This window comes from Amycolatopsis thailandensis, from assembly GCF_002234405.1.
Taxonomy (GTDB): Bacteria; Actinomycetota; Actinomycetes; order Mycobacteriales; family Pseudonocardiaceae; genus Amycolatopsis; species Amycolatopsis thailandensis.
Genome location: NZ_NMQT01000055.1, coordinates 14,127 through 30,270, shown reverse-complemented (window position 1 = coordinate 30,270; position 16,144 = coordinate 14,127). Strand labels below are relative to the sequence as shown.

Genomic DNA, 16,144 nt, shown 5'->3' with positions numbered 1-16,144 from the left:
CGGACTAACGCCACGCCCACTCCCCGTGCAATGAAAGGCCCCTTCATCGCAAAATTTGCGATGAAGGGGCCTTTCATTGCACGGGGGGGCTCAGACGAGCCAGACGGCCGCGTCCGGCGGCAGTTTCCCGTCCACCAAAGGCACGCTCGACAGCAGCACCTCACCCGGCGGCAGCGCGATCGGGCTCGCCGACGTGTTCAGCGCGCACACCAGCCCGCCGCCCCGCCGCCGGAACGCGAAACAGCCCGCCGGGGCGCCGTACCACTCCAGCTCGTCCCCGCCGAAGGCCTTGTGCGTCTTGCGGATCTCGATCGCCCGCCGGTACAGCGACAGCGTCGACGCCGGATCCTCCAGCTGGGCCTCCACGGTGACCGACGCCCACGAGGCGGGCATCGGCAGCCACGTCCGCGGATTCCGCGAGAAACCGAACGGCGGCAAGTCGCCTTCCCACGGCAACGGCACCCGTGACGCGTCCCGGCCGAACTCGGCCCCGGAGGTCTTGGCGCGCGGGTCCGCGAGAGCTTCCAAGGGAAGGTCGACATTGCCGAGCCCCAGCTCCTCGCCGTTGTACAGATAGACCGTCCCGGGAAGCGCGAGTTCGACCAGCGCCATCGCCCGCGCGCGCCGGACGCCGCGTTCCCCGCCGCCGTATCGGCTGACCTGCCGCCAGACGTCGTGGTTGCTCAGCGTCCAGGTGGCGGACGCCCCAGCCGATTTCGGCACCGCCAGGGACCGCTCGATGGCCGTCCGCAGCGCGTCCGCGTCGAAATGCGTGAGCACGAGCCGGAAGTTGAAGGCCAGGTGCAGTTCGTCCGGCCGCAGGTACCGCGCGAGGCGTTCCTCGTCGGTCACCCAGATCTCGCCGACGGCCATCGTGCCCGGGTACTCGTCGAGCACCTTGCGGATCATCTGGTGGATCTCGTGGACGCGGTCGTTGTCGAACCGCGGGTCGTAGAACTCGCTCGGACCCATCGCGTTCACCCGCGGGTCCATGTCCGGCAGGCCCGGCGGTTTCGCCATGCCGTGCGCGACGTCGACGCGGAAGCCGTCGACCCCGTGGTCGAGCCAGAACCGCAGGGTCCGCTCCAGATCCGCGGCCACCTCGTGGTTGGTCCAGTTCAGATCCGGCTGCTGCGGCGAGAACAGGTGCAGGTACCACTGGCCGTCCGGGACCCGGGTCCACGCCGGGCCACCGAACGCGCTGACCCAGTTGTTCGGCGGCTGGTCGCCGCGTTTGCCCAGCCCGTCACGGAAGATGTAGCGATCCCGTTCCGGGCTGCCCGGCGGCGCCGCCATGGCCGATTTGAACCAGGCGTGGGTGTTGCTGGTGTGGTTGGGGACGACGTCGATGGTGACCTTGATACCCCGCTTGTGCGCCTCGGTGCGCAGCACGTCGAAATCACCGAGGGTGCCGAACATCGGGTCGACGTCACGCGGGTCGGCGATGTCGTACCCGTGATCGGCCATCGGCGACCGGTAGAACGGCGTCAGCCACAGCGCGTCGACCCCGAGCAGCTCCAGGTACCCGAGCTTGCCGCGGATGCCTTCGAGGTCACCGACGCCGTCCCCGTCGGAATCGGCGAAGGAGCGTACGTAGACCTGGTAGAAGACCGCCTGGTCCCACCACGCCCCGTCGCGCTTCATCACACGAAACTGTTCATCATGCTGTTGGCGGCCATCTCCAGGTACGCCCACAGCTGCCCGCGGTAGGGCTCCTCGATCTTCTCCTCGTCGACAGCGATCTTGATGCAGCGCAACCAGGCGTCGCGCTCGATCGGGCCGATCTTGAACGGGGCGTGCCGCATCCGCAGGCGCGGGTGGCCGCGCTGGTCCGAGTAGGTGTGCGGGCCGCCCCAGTACTGCATGAGGAACAGCCGGAAGCGCTCCTCGGCCGGGCCGAGGTCCTCCTCGGGATACAGCGGGCGAAGCACCTCGTCGACCGCCACTTCGGCGTAGAACCGCGCGACGATCCGGGTGAACACCGGCTCACCGCCGATCGCTTCGTACAAGGTGGTGGGGTCAGGTTCGGTCACGGACACAGCTCCATTCTGCCCTTGTCCTACTGCCCGGCGGTGCCGGAGGACATAAAGCGCCCGAGAGGTGGCTCGAAGCCGGCTTCGTCCAGCGCGGCGAGCAGGTGCGCTCGCAGCGCGCGCTGCACGGCCCACTGCTTGCCGGGGCGGACCTTCACCGTGAGGCGGAGTTTGATGCCTTCGGGGGTGACGGTCTCGACACCGAGCATCTCGGGCGGCTCCAGCACGTTCGGTGCGAGCCCTTCGCCTTCCAAGAGCGTCTTCGACTTCTCGGCCATCAGTTCGGTGGCCTTCTCGACGTCGGCGGAGTAGCTGAGCGGGACGTCGACGACGGCCACCGCGAAGCCCTGGCTCGAGTTGCCGACCCGCAGCACCTCGCCGTTGCGGACGTACCAGACAGTGCCGTTGAGGTCACGCAGGGTGGTGATCCGGAGGCCGACGGCCTCGACGGTGCCGGACGCCTCGCCGACGTCGACGACGTCACCCACGCCGTACTGGTCCTCGATCATCATGAAGATCCCGGACAGGAAGTCCTTGACGAGGTTCTGCGCGCCGAAACCGAGCGCGACACCGACGATGCCGGCGGAGGCGATGATCGGCGCCAGGTCGATGCCCAGCTCGCCCAGCACGAGGATGAACGCCAGGCCGTAGATGAACAGTGTCGCCACCGACTTGAGGACCGAGCCGATGGTGGCGGCGCGCTGACGGCGTCGTTCCATCACGGCCGACCCGAGAACTTCGGGAGCCTTCTCCCGCAGCGGTCTCAAGAGGGCCGGCAGCTTCGAGGAGCCGCTGGGCATCCTGGTCACGCGGTTGATCAGGCGCCGCACCACGTAGCGCAGCAGGAACGCCACGGCGACGATCATCACTATCTTGATCGGCTTCGTCAGCAGCCAGCCTGCCGACGCGGAGAGCCATTCGTTGTTTGTGACCTGGAACACCTGGCCGCACAAGGTGCTGGCGTCCTTCGTGCATGCCGGGGGTTCGGTGGGCAGCAGGTTCACGGAGAAGAAATGTCCTTTCGTACTCGGCGGGGATCGCATCCGCTGCTCGGCGCGGCAGGCGCCCCGGCGGAGGCGAAACGGCCGACTTCAGGTGGCCGCCGGGTCGCGCGCATATGACACGTCCAGTAACACACGTGCACTTTGGGGCTGATCTGTGGTCGACTATGCCTGCACCGGTGGAGGTGGTCGAGTGCCAGACCGACAACCCATCCCCCTCGGCGTCCCGAGCCAAGCCTTGGCCGGACAGGCGCCGGAGGTCGTGTTGCGCGCCCATCCGGGAGGTGCCCCCTCGCACGGGGCTCCACCGGGCGGGCCGGGAACGCGGCCAGGAGGTGTTGCCCGCCCGCCCGGACAGCGTAGAGGGCGGGATCCGTCTACCGCGGCGGTACCCACCACGACCACGGCGTCGTCCTGGGGCCGCAGACGGGTATTGCTGTTGAACGCCACGTTCGAGCCGCTCACGGCGCTGCCGTTGCGGCGCGCGGTGGTCCTCGTGATGTGCGGCAAGGCCGAGGTGGTGCACGGCGACCCGGCAGGGCTCGAACTGCACGCCGCCACGGTCTCGCTGCCCGTGCCCTCGGTGATCCGGCTGAGCACCTATGTACGTGTGCCCTACCGCGCGCAGGTGCCGCTGACCCGGGCCGGGCTGATGCATCGCGATCGGTACCGCTGCGCCTACTGCGGAGGGCGGGCCGAGACGATCGACCACGTCGTCCCGCGCAGTCGTGGAGGTCCCCACAGCTGGACGAACTGCGTGGCCTGCTGCGCCAAGTGCAACCACCGGAAGGCGGACAAACTGCTTTCCGAGATCGGCTGGCGCCTGCGCGTCGTGCCGAGGGCCCCGCACGGGCCGCACTGGCGGCTGCTGGCCCATTCCAAGGAGGCCGACCCGTTGTGGCGGCCGTACCTGGGCACGGCGGCCTGATCAGTTCCTGAACACGTCGGCGCCCCGGCTGCCTTTCGGCGGCCGGGGCGGGCCGATGATGCCGTGGTGAAGCTCGCTACCGCTGCAAATCCCCTGCTGGCAGGTCGTGCTCGAAGCTCAGGCGGCGAGAGAGAAGTCGCTCTGGCAGGTGACGCGGGTGCCACGGGTGACGCGCGTGCCGCGAGTGACCCGGGTGCCGCAGGTGACGCGGGTGCCGGCCGTGACGCGGGTGCCGCGAGTGACTCGCGTGCCACGGGTGACGCGGGTTCCGGCGGTGACGCGGGTGCCACGGGTCACTCGGGTGCCGCGGGTGACGCGAGTACCGGCGGTGACCCGGGTACCGCGAGTGACGCGAGTACCGCGCGTAACCCGTGTGCCCGCCGTCACACGCGTACCGGGGACGAATTCAATTTCGAAGAGTGACGAAATGTCGTCGATGATCGCCTGGCCGGGTGTCTGGGTGCTCTGCATGACATGTCCTCCTGCGACCGGTGCGTTACCTGCTGGGGTGGGGGAGCTGGGCGCAAGGCCCGTACAGGTGAAAAAGCTACGAGGATTTCAAGGCTCGGACAAGACGACAGCGCCGGGTGCGGCCGCCCGTACGTTGAGTTGCAACCTTTCGGCCTTGAGGGCTTCGCCCCAACGTGGGAGCGCTTTCGCGGCAAGCGGCGGACGGCGCCCTGCGGACGGTGAGCGGTAGGTGTCGCGGACCACGTCCGCGCGGGTGGGTGCGGCCCAGCGACGGCGATCAGGGTCGGATACGCTCACGCGCGTGAACCTTGTCGAGACGATCCTGGTCTTCGCGGTGATCCCCTTGGTCATCTACGCGCTTTGCGGGGTGGCCACGCTGCGGTCGAAGGGCGCGGGCGTCGCCCGGTACCGGCCGGGGCAGCCGTGGGAGTACCCGGCCATGTGGTGGAGCGCCAACCCCGACGGTGTCGGCGCCAGGCATTCGCACGCGGGCGGCGCGACAGCCGTCGACGCCGCGAACGGAGCTTCGGTGACGGGAGGCGCTCGTGGCAACTGGTGAACTGACCCATTCGTCCACCGCTGTTGACGAAGAGCCCGGTTACGGCGCCGCCGTTACCTCCAGCGGCCGGGTTTCCGCCGCCAAGATGTACGAACCCGCTGGGCCGATCAGCCCATTCACGACCCAGCAGCTTGCCCGGCTGGACGAGGCGCTGACGCTGGCCAGCCGCGAGACCGGCCTGGACTTCAGCGTGTACCTCGGCGACCTCGGCGAGGACACCCGCGCCACCGCCGAGGGCCTGCTGGCCTCGACCGACAACCCGGCCGACGCCGTGGTCGTCGCCGTGTCGCCCGGCCAGCGCGCCATCGAGGTTGTGACGGGCTCGCAGGCCCGGCACCGCCTGCCCGACCGCGGCGCGAAGCTCGCCGTGGCCAGCATGGTGGCCTCCTTCAAGGAAGGCGACCTCACCGGCGGTCTCGTGAACGCCCTCCGCATGCTGAGCGACCAGGCGGGCGCTCCGCAGCACTGACGCTCTTCAGCCGCTTTCAAGCGCAATGAAGGGGCCTTTCATCGCGAAATTTGCGATGAAAGGCCCCTTCATTGCACTCGAGGATTGCGCTCGGGGGCCACAGACCGCTCCCGGACGCTATGAAAGGTCCTTTCCTTGCAAATTTCGCAAGGAAAGGACCTTTCATAGCGTCTTACGGGACTAAACCCCGGCCTGCGAGTCGAACTCCCGGGCGGCCAGCGCCCGCACGATCCCGGCCCGGCCCTCCGACACCAGACGGCGCAGCGCCGCCGGGTGCTCCCCGGCCAGCCACTCGTCCGAAGCCGTGACCGTCGCCGGTTCGACGGCCCACGACGGGTACAGCCCGACCACGGTCGGCTGCGCCCGCTCGCTGGAGCGCCGCTGCCACACCTCGTCGATGACCTCGAAGTAGCGCGTCACGTAGCCGCCGAGCAGGTGCTTCTGCCCCGGGTGGGAGAAACCGGTGATGAGCGAGTCGCTGACCGCGTTGGGCAGCTCGTCGTCGTACACCGCCCGCTGCCACGCGTCGGCCTTCGCCTCGTCGGTCGGCCGCAGCGCCCGCGAGCGCTCCGCCTGACGCCGTCCGGCGGCGGTGTCGTCGTTGGCGAGCTCCGCGTCGATCTCGGGGTTCTCCGCCTTGCCGTGCGCGACCAGCGCGTGCAGCAGCCGCCAGCGCAGGTCGGTGTCGACGGTCAGGCCCTCCAGAGGCGCGGTGCCGTCGAGCCAGCCCGCGATGATCCGCAGCGTCTTGTCGTCGAGCACGCAGCCGGCGAGCGAGTTCACGAACGCGAGCTGGTGGTCCGAACCGGCCTCGGCGCCCTGCACCAGGTCAAGCAGCCGGGCGGAGAACTCCGGCCAGCCCTTGTCCGCCGCCCACGCCGGGTTCGCGTACGAGTTCAGCGCCGTCTGCGCCTGCAGCAGCAGCCGCTGCACCACGCCGACCTCGGTCTCGGTGTGCACACCACGCTGGACCAGCGTGACGAAGTCGCGGGCCTTGAGCTCGGCCTCGCGCGTCATCTCCCACGCCGCCGACCAGCACAGCGTGCGGGGCAGCGGATCGGTGATGTCGGCGATGCGGTCGATCAGCGTGGTCAGCGACGCCGGGTCGAGCCGCATCGTGCAGTAGGTCAGGTCGTCGTCGTTGACCAGCACGAGCTTGCCCGCCGGGAGACCGACCAGTGCCGGCACCTCGGTGCGCTCGCCGTCGACGTCGAGTTCGACTCGGTGCTTCCGGACGATCTTGCCGTTCTCGTCCTCGTCGTAGACGCCGACCGCGACCCGGTGCGTCCGCAGCTCACCGGCACCCGGCTTGGCGCCGGTCTGGGTGACGGCGAACGCGGTGTACTCGCCGTCGGCGCCGATCTCGTAGCGCGGGCTCAGCGAGTTGAGACCGGTGGTCTCCAGCCACTGCGCGCTCCACCACGACAGGTCGCGGCCCGACGCCTCTTCCAGCGCGCCCAGCAGGTCCGCCAGGGTCGCGTTGCCCCAGGCGTGCTTGCCGAAGTAGACCTTCAGGCCTTCGAGGAAGTGCTCGAGCCCGACGTAGGCGACGAGCTGCTTGAGCACGCTCGCGCCCTTGGCGTAGGTGATGCCGTCGAAGTTCACCTCGACCGCGTGCAGGTCGACGATGTCCGCGGCGATCGGGTGCGTCGAGGGCAGCTGGTCCTGCCGGTACGCCCACGACTTCTCGATGTTCGCGAAGCTGGTCCACGCGTTCTTGTACTCGGTCGCCTCGGCCTGGGCCAGCACGCTCGCGAAGGTCGCGAACGACTCGTTCAGCCACAGGTCGTCCCACCAGCGCATGGTGACCAGGTCGCCGAACCACATGTGCGCCATCTCGTGCAGCAGCGTCTCGGCGCGGCGCTCGTAGGCGTAGCGGGTGACGCGGCTGCGGAAGACGTAGTCCTCCAGGAAGGTGACCGCGCCCGCGTTCTCCATCGCGCCCGCGTTGAACTCCGGCACGAACAGCTGGTCGTACTTGGAGAACGGGTACGGGGTCGCGAACTTCTCGTGGTAGAACGCGAAACCCTGCTTGGTCTCGGTGAACAGCTTGTCCGCGTCCATGTGCTCGGCGAGCGAGGCGCGGCAGTAGATGCCCAGCGGGATCGTGCGGTGGGAGTCCGAGAACTCGTCCCGCCACTCGCTGTACGGGCCCGCGATCAGCGCGACCAGGTAGGTCGAGATCCGCTCGGACACCTTGAAAACGGTGCGGACGGCCCCTTCCGGGGTCTCCTCGGCCGACTCGATCAGCGCGTTCGAAATGACCTTCCAGTCCTTCGGCGCGATCACGGTGAGCCGGTAGACCGACTTGAGGTCGGGCTGGTCGAAGCAGGCGAACATGCGCTTGGCGTCGGCGGTCTCGAACTGCGTGTAGAGGTACACGCCGTCGTCGACAGGGTCGACGAAGCGGTGCAGGCCCTCGCCGGTGTTCATGTACCGGCAGACCGCGTCCACGACGAGCTCGTTCGACTCGGCGAGCGCGGGCAGCTCGACGCCCTTGTCCTCGACGTACCCGCTGACGTCGAGGTCCGTCCCGTTGAGGACGGCCGACTCGATCCCCTCGGCGACGATGTCGACCCACGACGCTTCGCCGCTTCTGGCGCTCGCGAACTTGATCGTCGTCTTCGACGTGAAGGTCTTCTCACCGGGACCGCCGCGGCCGTCGGTCAAATCCAGCTCGATGTCGTAGGACTCGACGTCGAGCAGGTCCGCGCGCAGCTTGGCTTGGTCTCGGGTCAGGTTGGGGGCGGGCACTGGCACCTCTGGTCATCGGTATCGGTTTTGGTTTCCAACTACAGGCATCCAATCATGTCCGGGCCGTCGCTGACGACGGGAACAACGCCGACGGCCGTGATGTTGGCTCGCTGTGTAGCACTCTGTGTGTACCGGCCCACCCCAAGACGATGGCACTGGGAGAACCTGATGACCGCCCCGTCCGAGACGACCAAGGTCGACTTCTACTTCGATCCGATCTGCCCCTTCGCCTGGATCAGCTCCCGCTGGATCCTCGAGGTGGAGAAGCACCGCGACCTCGACCTGAGGTTCCGGATCATGAGCCTGTCCGAGCTCAACAGCGGCCGCGAGGACCTGCCTGAGCAGTACAAGGAGCTCCTGAGCCGCGGCTGGGGTCCCGTTCGCGTCGCGACCGCGCTGGCGCAGAAGAACGGCGAGGAGGCCCTGCGCGACTTCTACACGGAGTTCGGCACGCGCCACCACAACCAGGGCGACAAGGACATCCCCAAGGTCATCAAGGAGACCCTGGAAGCCATCGGCGCCCCGGCCGAACTGGCCGAGGCCGCCGAGTCGACCGAGTACGACGAAGCGCTCAAGAAGAGTCACTACGAAGGTATGAATCCGGTCGGAATGGACGTCGGTACCCCGACCATCCACATCGACGGCGTCGCCTTCTTCGGCCCGGTGCTCAGCTCGATCCCGCGTGGCGAGGACGCCGTAAAGGTCTTCGACGGCGCCCGCGCGCTGGCGAGCTACCCGGACTTCTTCGAGCTGAAGCGCACCCGGAGCGGGGACCTGAACTTCGACTGAGTCATCGAAAGGCCAGTATCGCGTGGGTCGCGAGGCCTCAAAATGTCCCCAATGTGGCATTGGGGACACTCAGCGTCCCCAATGCCACATTGGGGGCATCAGCCACGAAGCGATCACGCACTGACCGTGCCAAGCCAGGACACTAAGGGGTTTCCAGCGCGGCCTTGGTGACATCGCCGGGGTAGGAGGACCTCGCGACGGCTTCGTCCGTCGTGAGGTCCCCTGCCGCGATCAGGGCCTTGAGCGCGACGAGTTCGCGAAGGCCGTCACGGTGCTTCTCGATGAACGCGGTGTCGACGGGATCCCCGTGTCCGGCCACGATCGTCTTCGGCTCCAGCGCGAGGATCGCGTCCATCACGGCGGGCCATTCGGCGAGCCAGCTGCCGTCGTTGAAGGAGAACGCGCTGAAGCCCGCTTCGGCGTTCTCGACGGCGTCGCCCGCGAAGATGATGCCCGCGTCCGGCACGTGCACGAACAGATCGTGGTCGGTGTGAGCGCGGCCGAGGAACCGCAGCACGACGGTGCGGCCGCCGAGGTCGATCTCGGCGGTGTCGGTGACGGGCTTGTCCGGCGGGGTGATCACGGTGCGCTTCAGCGCCTCCGCCATCTCCGGCCGGTTTTCGCCGAGGTAGTGCTGCATCCACTTCTGCCGCGCGCCGTCGCCATAGGTGGTCAGTTCGGCCAAGCAGCCTTCGTGTGCCCAGACGTCGCACGGCAGGAACGCCGTCGTGCCGAAGGCGTGGTCGAAATGCGCGTGGGTGTAGACGACCGACCACGGCAGCGGCGTGATCTCCCGGACCGCGGCGGCCAGTTCGGCGCCCTGGTCGACGTCACCGCGGACGTCGACCACCAGGCAGCGGTCGCTGCCCACGACCAGGCCGACGGTCAGGTCCAGCTCCTCGTACCGGCGGGCGTACACCCCGTCGGCGAGTTCGAGCCAAGTCACAGATCCTCCAGAATTCCGTTGCGCAGCACCGGAACCGTGCTGCTCGTGTCGAGCTGTGCGGCGAGGGTCACGTCGTTCCCGTGTCCGGCACTGGCGAGCTCACGCCCTGAAGAACACTCTGTCAGTGCTTCGGCGATGTCGATCGATTTCGCCGCGATGGCGGCGAGACGGGCTTCGGCGGACAGGCGGCCGTAGCCGCTCAGCGCGGCGACGATCGCTCCCGCACCGAGCTGGTCCTCGGCGCACGGCCTCAGTGGTCCGAAGGTTTTCGCGTCGGTATGCATGTCGATCCCCCAGCGTTCCCCCGCCGGGATGACGCCGATCGGCGCGCCGTCCGCCATCTCGGCGGCGCGTGCGGCGACGGCGGTCGCGTTGCGCAGACAGCCCGCCAGGATTTCGGCACCGGTCGTGGCGGCGGCGTCGCAGAGCGTGGCGCCGTTGGGGGAGGGGAGCGCGAGGAGCGTGCCGGAAGGGGTTTCCGTCACAGACGAAGGTCGCAAGGTCCAGTCGCCTTCACCCGCGAGGATGGCGCCTCGCTCTTTCGCGGCTTCTTCGCCGCGGTGATCGCGCCAGCGGACGGGCAGCACGCGGCCGCCGTTGCCCAGGACGAGATCCGTTGTGGTGCAGAAGGAAAGTACGTCGACGATGACGAGAACGGCGCAATCGCGGCCCAAGGCTTCGACGCCTTCGGGTCCCCATTCGAGCCTGATGTCGGATTCGGTCTGGCCCCAGATGTCCACCCCCACAGCATGCTCGTCCCGGAACGTGATGGCAGACTCCGCGCTGTGCGTGTTTACCTTGGCTCTGACCATGCCGGTTTCGAACTGAAGAACCACCTCGTGGCCCACCTCAAGGAGCAGGGCCACGACGTCGAGGACGTCGGCCCCTTCGTCTACGACGCGGCCGACGACTACCCGGCGTTCTGCATCGAGGCGGCTCGCCGCGTCGTCGCGGACGAGGGCAGCCTCGGCATCGTCGTCGGCGGCTCCGGCAACGGCGAGCAGATCGCGGCCAACAAGGTAAAGGGCGCCCGCGCCGGCCTCGCGTGGAGCGTCGAGACCGCGAAGCTCACCCGCGAGCACAACCACGCCCAGCTGATCGGCGTCGGCGCGCGGATGCACACCACCGAAGAGGCCACGGAGATCGTCGAGGCCTTCCTCTCGACCCCGCCGAGCCCGGACGAGCGCCACGGCCGTCGCGTCCAGCAGATCCTGGACTACGAGAACACCGGCTGGCCGCCGCCGCTTCCCGAGCACTGACATGCCCGAGGGGCACACGCTCCATCGCTTGGCACGTCTGCACAAACGCCGTTTCGCCGGTCACCCGGTCGAGGTGAGCAGCCCGCAGGGGCGGTTCACGGGAGAAGCGTCCCGTTTGGACGGCCGGGTGCTGGTGAAGGCCGAGGCGTACGGGAAGCACCTGTTCCACGACTACGGTCCACACGGGACGGTGCACGTCCACCTCGGCCTCTACGGCACGTTCTCCGACGTGCCGCTGCCGGTCGGCGAACCGGTCGGGCAGGTGCGGATGCGGCTGGTCGGCCCGACGCATTCCGCCGACCTGCGCGGCCCGAACCAGTGTGAGCTCCTGGACGTGCCGCAGGTCGACGCGATCAAGGCCCGGCTCGGACCGGACCCGCTGCGCCGGGACGCGAAACCGGACAAGGCGTGGGACCGGATCTCCCGGTCGAAGACGTCGATCGCGGCGCTGCTGATGGACCAGTCGGTGCTGGCGGGCGTCGGCAACGTGTACCGCGCCGAGGTCCTGTTCCGGCACGGTGTCGCCCCGCTCGTCCCCGGCCGCGCGCTCGATCGCGGGCTGTGGGACGACATGTGGGCGGACCTGGTGACGCTCATGAGGCACGGTGTCCGGGTGGGACGGATCGACACCGTCGCGCCGGAACACCTGCCCGAGGCGACCGGCCGCGCGCCGCGGCAGGACCGGCACGGGGGCGAGGTCTACGTCTACCGCCGCGAGGGGCTGCCTTGTCTCGTCTGCGGGACTCCGGTGCTGCGGAGCGACCTGGCGGCGCGGAACCTCTTCTGGTGCCCGACCTGCCAGCCCGCCTGACTCGCTTTTCGGCCAGTACGTGAAGGGCCCTTCACGTACTCGGGCCGGTGGCGGTTTCGCGTGATCGGACGGACGACACCCGTGACGGGATGGACGGCACGTGTGTCCAGATGGACGACACGCGGCGGGGCCCGGTCACGATCGTGGCGTCCCTCTGATCACGGGTGTCGTCCCTCCAAGCACGCGTGTCGTCCGTCTGGTCACGGGTGTCGTCCGTCCAGTCACGCGAAACCGCCGGCTCGGCTCACTCGCGCTCTCACCTGAAGTACATGAAGGCCCCCTTCCTTACGCCTAGCGCAAGGAAGGGGCCTTCATGTACTTGGGAAGTCGTGAATGTCGAGTTTCCTGCAAGAAGACCACGTCTCCATGGGCTGGTCCGCCGCGCGCAAACTGCGCAAGGCCGTCGAGGGGCTCAATGCCGTCCTCGCCATCGAACTGCTCACCGCCGCGCGCGCCCTCGACATGCGCGCGCCCCTGGTCCCGTCGCCGGTCACCGGCCGGGTCCGGGATCTCGGCTGAGCCGCGTGAAGGGGGCCTTCACGCGGCCCGACCCACGATCGGGGCTGAAGGGGACTTTCCCCGCATCAGACGTAGCGAAGGGGCCCTTCACCGCATCGCATGCGGTGAAGGGCCCCTTCAGCCCTCTCTGGATCCGGTGCTAGAAGTCGAAGCCTCCGCCGTCAAAGCCCCCGCCGTCGAAACCGCCGCCATCGAAGCCGCCACCGTCGAACCCACCGGCGTCCCCGCCCATGTCGCCTCCGGCGTCGCCACCCGCGTCACCGCCGGCGCCCGCGTCTTCCTGGCCCGCGTCGTAGCCCGACTCCCAGGCCGACGCGCTCGCGATACCCGCCATGCCGGAGAACATCGCGCTGAACAGCAGCATCGAACCGAGACCCCAGGCGCCGGCGACGAGCGCGGGCTTCCACCACGGCTCGCTGTACCAGCCCTGCGGCACCGGACGGCCCGCCACGCGACCGCCGGGGTAGTAGTGCGGCGTCCGCTGGCTCGGGTCCGGCGAGGCCTCGTAGTGCTCGCCCTCGACGTCGACCGAGCGGTGCTCGGTGACCTTGCCCGCCCTGTCGCGCTCTTCGCTGCCGGGCAGTTCCGGACCGGGGTCCATGCCCATGGCGAGCCGCGCGGCGCGGACGTAGTAGAGGCCTTCGATGGCTGTCTCGCGCACGAGCCGCGCCTGCTCGATGGTCTGCGCCTGCTCCATCTGGGAGCCCGCCGCGGTGAAACGCTCGGACGCGTCCGCCATCGCCTGCTGGGAAGCGGTGTCCGTGCCGGTGAGGTTCATGACCTGACCGCCCAGTCGTTCGACGAGGCGCCGTGCGTCCGCCTTCGCGTCGTCCAGCTGGCGCTTCTTGGCCGCCGCCTGGGATTTCGCGAAGTAGATGCCGCCGCCGACCACGACGACGAGGAGCACGATCAGGAAGATCGCGGTGCCCATGGGTTCAACTCCAGGAATCGTTCGGCCTTTGCTCCGGACAACGTGGACGGCCTGCCCGAGGTTCCCGTCGGTGCTCGCGGTCACCACTGGCGAGGTAAAATAGAACACGTTATAGTTCAGCCCCATGAAGTTCACCCTGTCGATCGCGATGAATCCGCTCGATCAGCTGGGCGAGCTCGCCCGGGCCGCCGAAGAGGCGGGGTTCTCCTCGATCGCGCTCCCGGATTCCCTGTTCTATTCCGAAACGGTCTCGGCCGACTACCCGTACACGCCCGACGGCAGCCGGTTCTGGACCGAGGAGACGCCCTGGGCCGATCCGCTGGTCGCCGCCGCCTCGATGGGCGCGGTCACCGAACGGCTCACCTTCTACACCTCCGTGCTCAAACTCGGCTCCCGTAACCCGGTCCTGCTCGCGCGCCAGGTCAACTCGGTCGCGGCGCTGACCGGCGGCCGTTTCGGTCTGGGGCTCGGCGTCGGCTGGTCGCCGGAAGAGTTCCGCTGGTGCGGCGCGCCGTACGAGAAGCGCGGCAAACGCGTGGACGAGGCCATCGAAGTGCTGCGGCTGATCCTCGACGGCGGGATGGTCGAGTTCCACGGCGAGTTCTTCGACTTCGACAAGCTCCGCATGAGCCCGACACCGCCGTCGAAGGTGCCGTTCTACATCGGCGGCCACACCGACGTCGCGCTGCGCCGGGCCGCTCGCGTCGCCGACGGCTGGTCCTCGGCGATGATGAAGTTCGACGACCTCCGCGACACGATCGCCAAACTGCGCGGACTGCTGGCGGAGCGGGGTCGCGCCGAAGACCCGTTCGAGTACCAGGCCGTCTGCATCGACAAGTTCGGTCTCGACGGTTACCGCGAGCAGGGCGACATCGGCGTCACCGACATCATCACCATGCCGTGGGTGTTCGACGGCCTCGGTTTCGACGCCGAAGTCGGCCCGAAGCTGGATTCCATCAAGAAGTTCGGCGACGAGATCATCGCGAAGATCGGAGACTGAGCATGGGTGTCGACGTCTGCTGGGATCCCGCCGCCGAACAGCCGCCCGCGAGGCAGGCCGCGTTCCGCTCGATGACCGCCGTCACGGCGGGTGACAAGGAAGCCTGGCTCGCGCTCTTCGCCGGTGACGCCGTCGTCGAAGACCCGATCGGCCCGTCGATGTTCGACGAGGAGGGCAAGGGCCACCACGGCCACGACGGGATCAGTGCCTTCTGGGACAAGACGATCGGATGCGTCAACCGCTTCCAGTTCACCATCCGTGATTCCCACGCCGCCGGGGACGAGGTCGCGAACGTCGGCACGATCACGACGTACCTGCCCGGCGGCTATCGCGTCGACACCGACGGCGTGTTCGTCTACCGGGTGCGCGAGGACGGGCTGATCGTGTCGATGCGGGCGTTCTGGGAAACCGAGCGCGCCATGGCCACCGCCCGCAAAGCCGAGGACTAGGAGAGCCGCTCCGCGCGCCGGGTCAGGTACTGCTTCTCGGGTTCGCTCGCGGTCTTGCCAGCGGCCCGGAGGTATGCCTCGCGCGCGGCGACGGCGTCCCCGGCCAGCTCCAGCAGGTGCCCGCGCACGGAATCGAGCCGATGGGTCTGGCTCATCCGGGTGTCGTCGTCGAGCGTGGCGAGCAGTTCGAGGCCTGCTTCCGGCCCGTTGACCTCGGCGACCGCGACAGCGCGGTTGAGCGTCACGATCGGGCCGGGCGACACCTTTTCGAGGACGTCGTAGAGCGCGAGGATCTGGGACCAGTCCGTGTCGGCCGCGGTGGCCGCCTCGTCGTGGACGGCGGCGATCGCGGCCTGCACCTGGTACGGCCCGACAGGGCCTTCCGCCAGGGCCCCGCTCACCAGCGAGACCCCTTCGGCGATCGTTTCCGCGTTCCAGCGCGAGCGGTCCTGCTCGGCGAGAGGGACGAGCGAGCCGTCCTCGCCGGCGCGGGCGTCGCGGCGGGCGTCGGTCAGCAGCATGAGCGCGAGCAGGCCGGTGACCTCGTCCTCGTCCGGCATGAGCCGCCGGAGCAGGCGGGTCAGCCGGATCGCCTCGGCGGTCAGGTCGGCGCGGTGCAGGTCGGGGCCGCCGCTGGTCGTGTAGCCCTCGTTGAAGATCAGGTACAGCACCTGGAGGACGACGCGGAGCCGTTCGGCGAGTTCCGCGGCCGGCGGCAGGACGAATTCGGCGCCCGCCTTCTTGATGGTCTGTTTCGCCCGGCTGATCCGTTGGGCGAGCGTCGATTCCGGGACCAGGAACGCGGCTGCGATCTCGCCGGTGGTCAGACCGCCGACGGCGCGCAGCGTGAGCGCGAGTTGCGACGGCGCGGACAGGGAAGGGTGGCAGCACAAGAACAACACGGTGAGCGTGTCGTCCGTATCGGACACAGTGGACGGTTCGGCCGGGGCCATCAGCGCGTCGTTCTCCTCGCGCCGCCGTCGCGCGCTCTCGCTGCGCCACTCGTCCACCAGCCGCCGGGACGCGACCGTCGCGAGCCAGGACTTCGGGCTGTCCGGGATGCCCTGCTCCGGCCATTGCTGCGCGGCCGAAAGCAGGGCTTCCTGGACGGCGTCCTCGCAGGCGTCGAACTGCCCGTGCTTGCGCACCAGCAACCCGATGACCTGCGGGGCCAGCTCCCTGAGGAGCGCTTCCACCTGACGATCGTCCTTCACGTCGCCAGTCT

At 68.8% G+C, this 16,144-nt stretch carries 17 protein-coding genes and 1 pseudogene; 9 read left to right on the top strand and 9 right to left on the bottom strand.

Annotation, left to right across the window (positions count from 1 at the left end):
• Positions 1-90 precede the first annotated feature (90 nt).
• From CFP71_RS15645 to CFP71_RS15635, 3 genes are read right to left on the bottom strand one after another with little or no spacing between them, the layout of a single operon-like run.
• Positions 91-1,644 carry a glycoside hydrolase family 13 protein gene (locus tag CFP71_RS15645; RefSeq protein WP_093934581.1) on the bottom strand — a complete coding sequence of 518 codons (1,554 nt, stop codon included), beginning with the start codon at positions 1,642-1,644 and terminating at the stop codon, positions 91-93.
• On the bottom strand, positions 1,644-2,039 hold the full coding sequence (locus tag CFP71_RS15640) for a globin (RefSeq protein WP_093934580.1): 396 nt from the start codon (positions 2,037-2,039) through the stop codon (positions 1,644-1,646). Before CFP71_RS15640 ends, CFP71_RS15645 begins: the two co-directional genes overlap by 1 nt.
• A 20-nt stretch (positions 2,040-2,059) precedes the next feature.
• Positions 2,060-3,037, bottom strand: coding sequence for a mechanosensitive ion channel family protein (locus CFP71_RS15635; RefSeq protein WP_093934579.1), 978 nt, complete (start codon positions 3,035-3,037; stop codon positions 2,060-2,062).
• Positions 3,038-3,467: 430 nt separating this feature from the next.
• Here CFP71_RS15635 and CFP71_RS15630 point away from each other — a divergent pair, with 430 nt between their 5' ends.
• On the top strand, positions 3,468-3,962 hold the full coding sequence (locus tag CFP71_RS15630) for an HNH endonuclease (RefSeq protein WP_007034711.1): 495 nt from the start codon (positions 3,468-3,470) through the stop codon (positions 3,960-3,962).
• Positions 3,963-4,079: 117 nt separating this feature from the next.
• On the opposite strand, the gene CFP71_RS15625 is transcribed toward CFP71_RS15630, so the two are convergent.
• Positions 4,080-4,433 carry a hypothetical protein gene (locus CFP71_RS15625; protein WP_093934578.1) on the bottom strand — a complete coding sequence of 118 codons (354 nt, stop codon included), beginning with the start codon at positions 4,431-4,433 and terminating at the stop codon, positions 4,080-4,082.
• A 301-nt stretch (positions 4,434-4,734) separates the two neighbouring features.
• Here CFP71_RS15625 and ctaJ point away from each other — a divergent pair, with 301 nt between their 5' ends.
• Positions 4,735-4,992 carry an aa3-type cytochrome oxidase subunit CtaJ gene (gene ctaJ / locus CFP71_RS15620; protein ID WP_007034712.1) on the top strand — a complete coding sequence of 86 codons (258 nt, stop codon included), beginning with the start codon at positions 4,735-4,737 and terminating at the stop codon, positions 4,990-4,992.
• Complete coding sequence (locus CFP71_RS15615) at positions 4,979-5,461, top strand: DUF5130 family protein (RefSeq protein WP_093934577.1); 483 nt, start codon at positions 4,979-4,981, stop codon at positions 5,459-5,461. Before ctaJ ends, CFP71_RS15615 begins: the two co-directional genes overlap by 14 nt.
• Before the next feature lie 180 nt (positions 5,462-5,641).
• Here CFP71_RS15615 and pepN read toward each other — a convergent pair whose 3' ends face one another.
• Positions 5,642-8,215 carry an aminopeptidase N gene (pepN, locus tag CFP71_RS15610; RefSeq protein WP_093934576.1) on the bottom strand — a complete coding sequence of 858 codons (2,574 nt, stop codon included), beginning with the start codon at positions 8,213-8,215 and terminating at the stop codon, positions 5,642-5,644.
• A gap of 168 nt (positions 8,216-8,383) precedes the next feature.
• On the opposite strand from pepN, the gene CFP71_RS15605 reads away from it, so the two are divergent.
• Positions 8,384-9,004 carry a mycothiol-dependent nitroreductase Rv2466c family protein gene (locus CFP71_RS15605; protein ID WP_093934575.1) on the top strand — a complete coding sequence of 207 codons (621 nt, stop codon included), beginning with the start codon at positions 8,384-8,386 and terminating at the stop codon, positions 9,002-9,004.
• A 142-nt stretch (positions 9,005-9,146) separates the two neighbouring features.
• Here CFP71_RS15605 and CFP71_RS15600 read toward each other — a convergent pair whose 3' ends face one another.
• Entirely contained in the window at positions 9,147-9,950 is an 804-nt protein-coding gene (locus CFP71_RS15600) for an MBL fold metallo-hydrolase (protein WP_093934574.1), read from the bottom strand.
• Positions 9,947-10,690, bottom strand: coding sequence for a 2-phosphosulfolactate phosphatase (locus CFP71_RS15595; RefSeq protein WP_093934658.1), 744 nt, complete (start codon positions 10,688-10,690; stop codon positions 9,947-9,949). The genes CFP71_RS15600 and CFP71_RS15595 overlap by 4 nt, the downstream gene beginning before the upstream one ends.
• A gap of 45 nt (positions 10,691-10,735) precedes the next feature.
• On the opposite strand from CFP71_RS15595, the gene CFP71_RS15590 reads away from it, so the two are divergent.
• The 3 genes and pseudogenes from CFP71_RS15590 to CFP71_RS15580 all read left to right on the top strand — a co-directional run.
• Positions 10,736-11,209 (top strand): ribose-5-phosphate isomerase, encoded by a 474-nt coding sequence (locus tag CFP71_RS15590; protein ID WP_093934573.1) that lies wholly within the window; start codon positions 10,736-10,738, stop codon positions 11,207-11,209.
• 1 nt (position 11,210) lies between these two features.
• Positions 11,211-12,020 carry an Fpg/Nei family DNA glycosylase gene (locus tag CFP71_RS15585; protein WP_093934572.1) on the top strand — a complete coding sequence of 270 codons (810 nt, stop codon included), beginning with the start codon at positions 11,211-11,213 and terminating at the stop codon, positions 12,018-12,020.
• 336 nt (positions 12,021-12,356) lie between these two features.
• Positions 12,357-12,533, top strand: a pseudogene (locus CFP71_RS15580) (aromatic amino acid lyase); the annotation flags it as partial.
• Between the two features lie 145 nt (positions 12,534-12,678).
• Here the strand turns inward: CFP71_RS15580 and CFP71_RS15575 are convergent.
• Positions 12,679-13,470, bottom strand: coding sequence for a hypothetical protein (locus CFP71_RS15575; protein WP_093934571.1), 792 nt, complete (start codon positions 13,468-13,470; stop codon positions 12,679-12,681).
• A 124-nt stretch (positions 13,471-13,594) separates the two neighbouring features.
• Here CFP71_RS15575 and CFP71_RS15570 point away from each other — a divergent pair, with 124 nt between their 5' ends.
• A complete protein-coding gene (locus CFP71_RS15570) occupies positions 13,595-14,470 on the top strand; it encodes a TIGR03619 family F420-dependent LLM class oxidoreductase (protein ID WP_093934570.1) in 876 nt (291 codons plus the stop codon).
• Between the two features lie 2 nt (positions 14,471-14,472).
• Complete coding sequence (locus CFP71_RS15565) at positions 14,473-14,919, top strand: nuclear transport factor 2 family protein (protein WP_093934569.1); 447 nt, start codon at positions 14,473-14,475, stop codon at positions 14,917-14,919.
• Here the strand turns inward: CFP71_RS15565 and CFP71_RS15560 are convergent.
• Positions 14,916-16,133 (bottom strand): RNA polymerase sigma factor, encoded by a 1,218-nt coding sequence (locus CFP71_RS15560; protein WP_093934568.1) that lies wholly within the window; start codon positions 16,131-16,133, stop codon positions 14,916-14,918. The two genes, CFP71_RS15565 and CFP71_RS15560, sit on opposite strands and share 4 nt — an antisense overlap.
• Between the last annotated feature and the right edge of the window lie 11 nt (positions 16,134-16,144).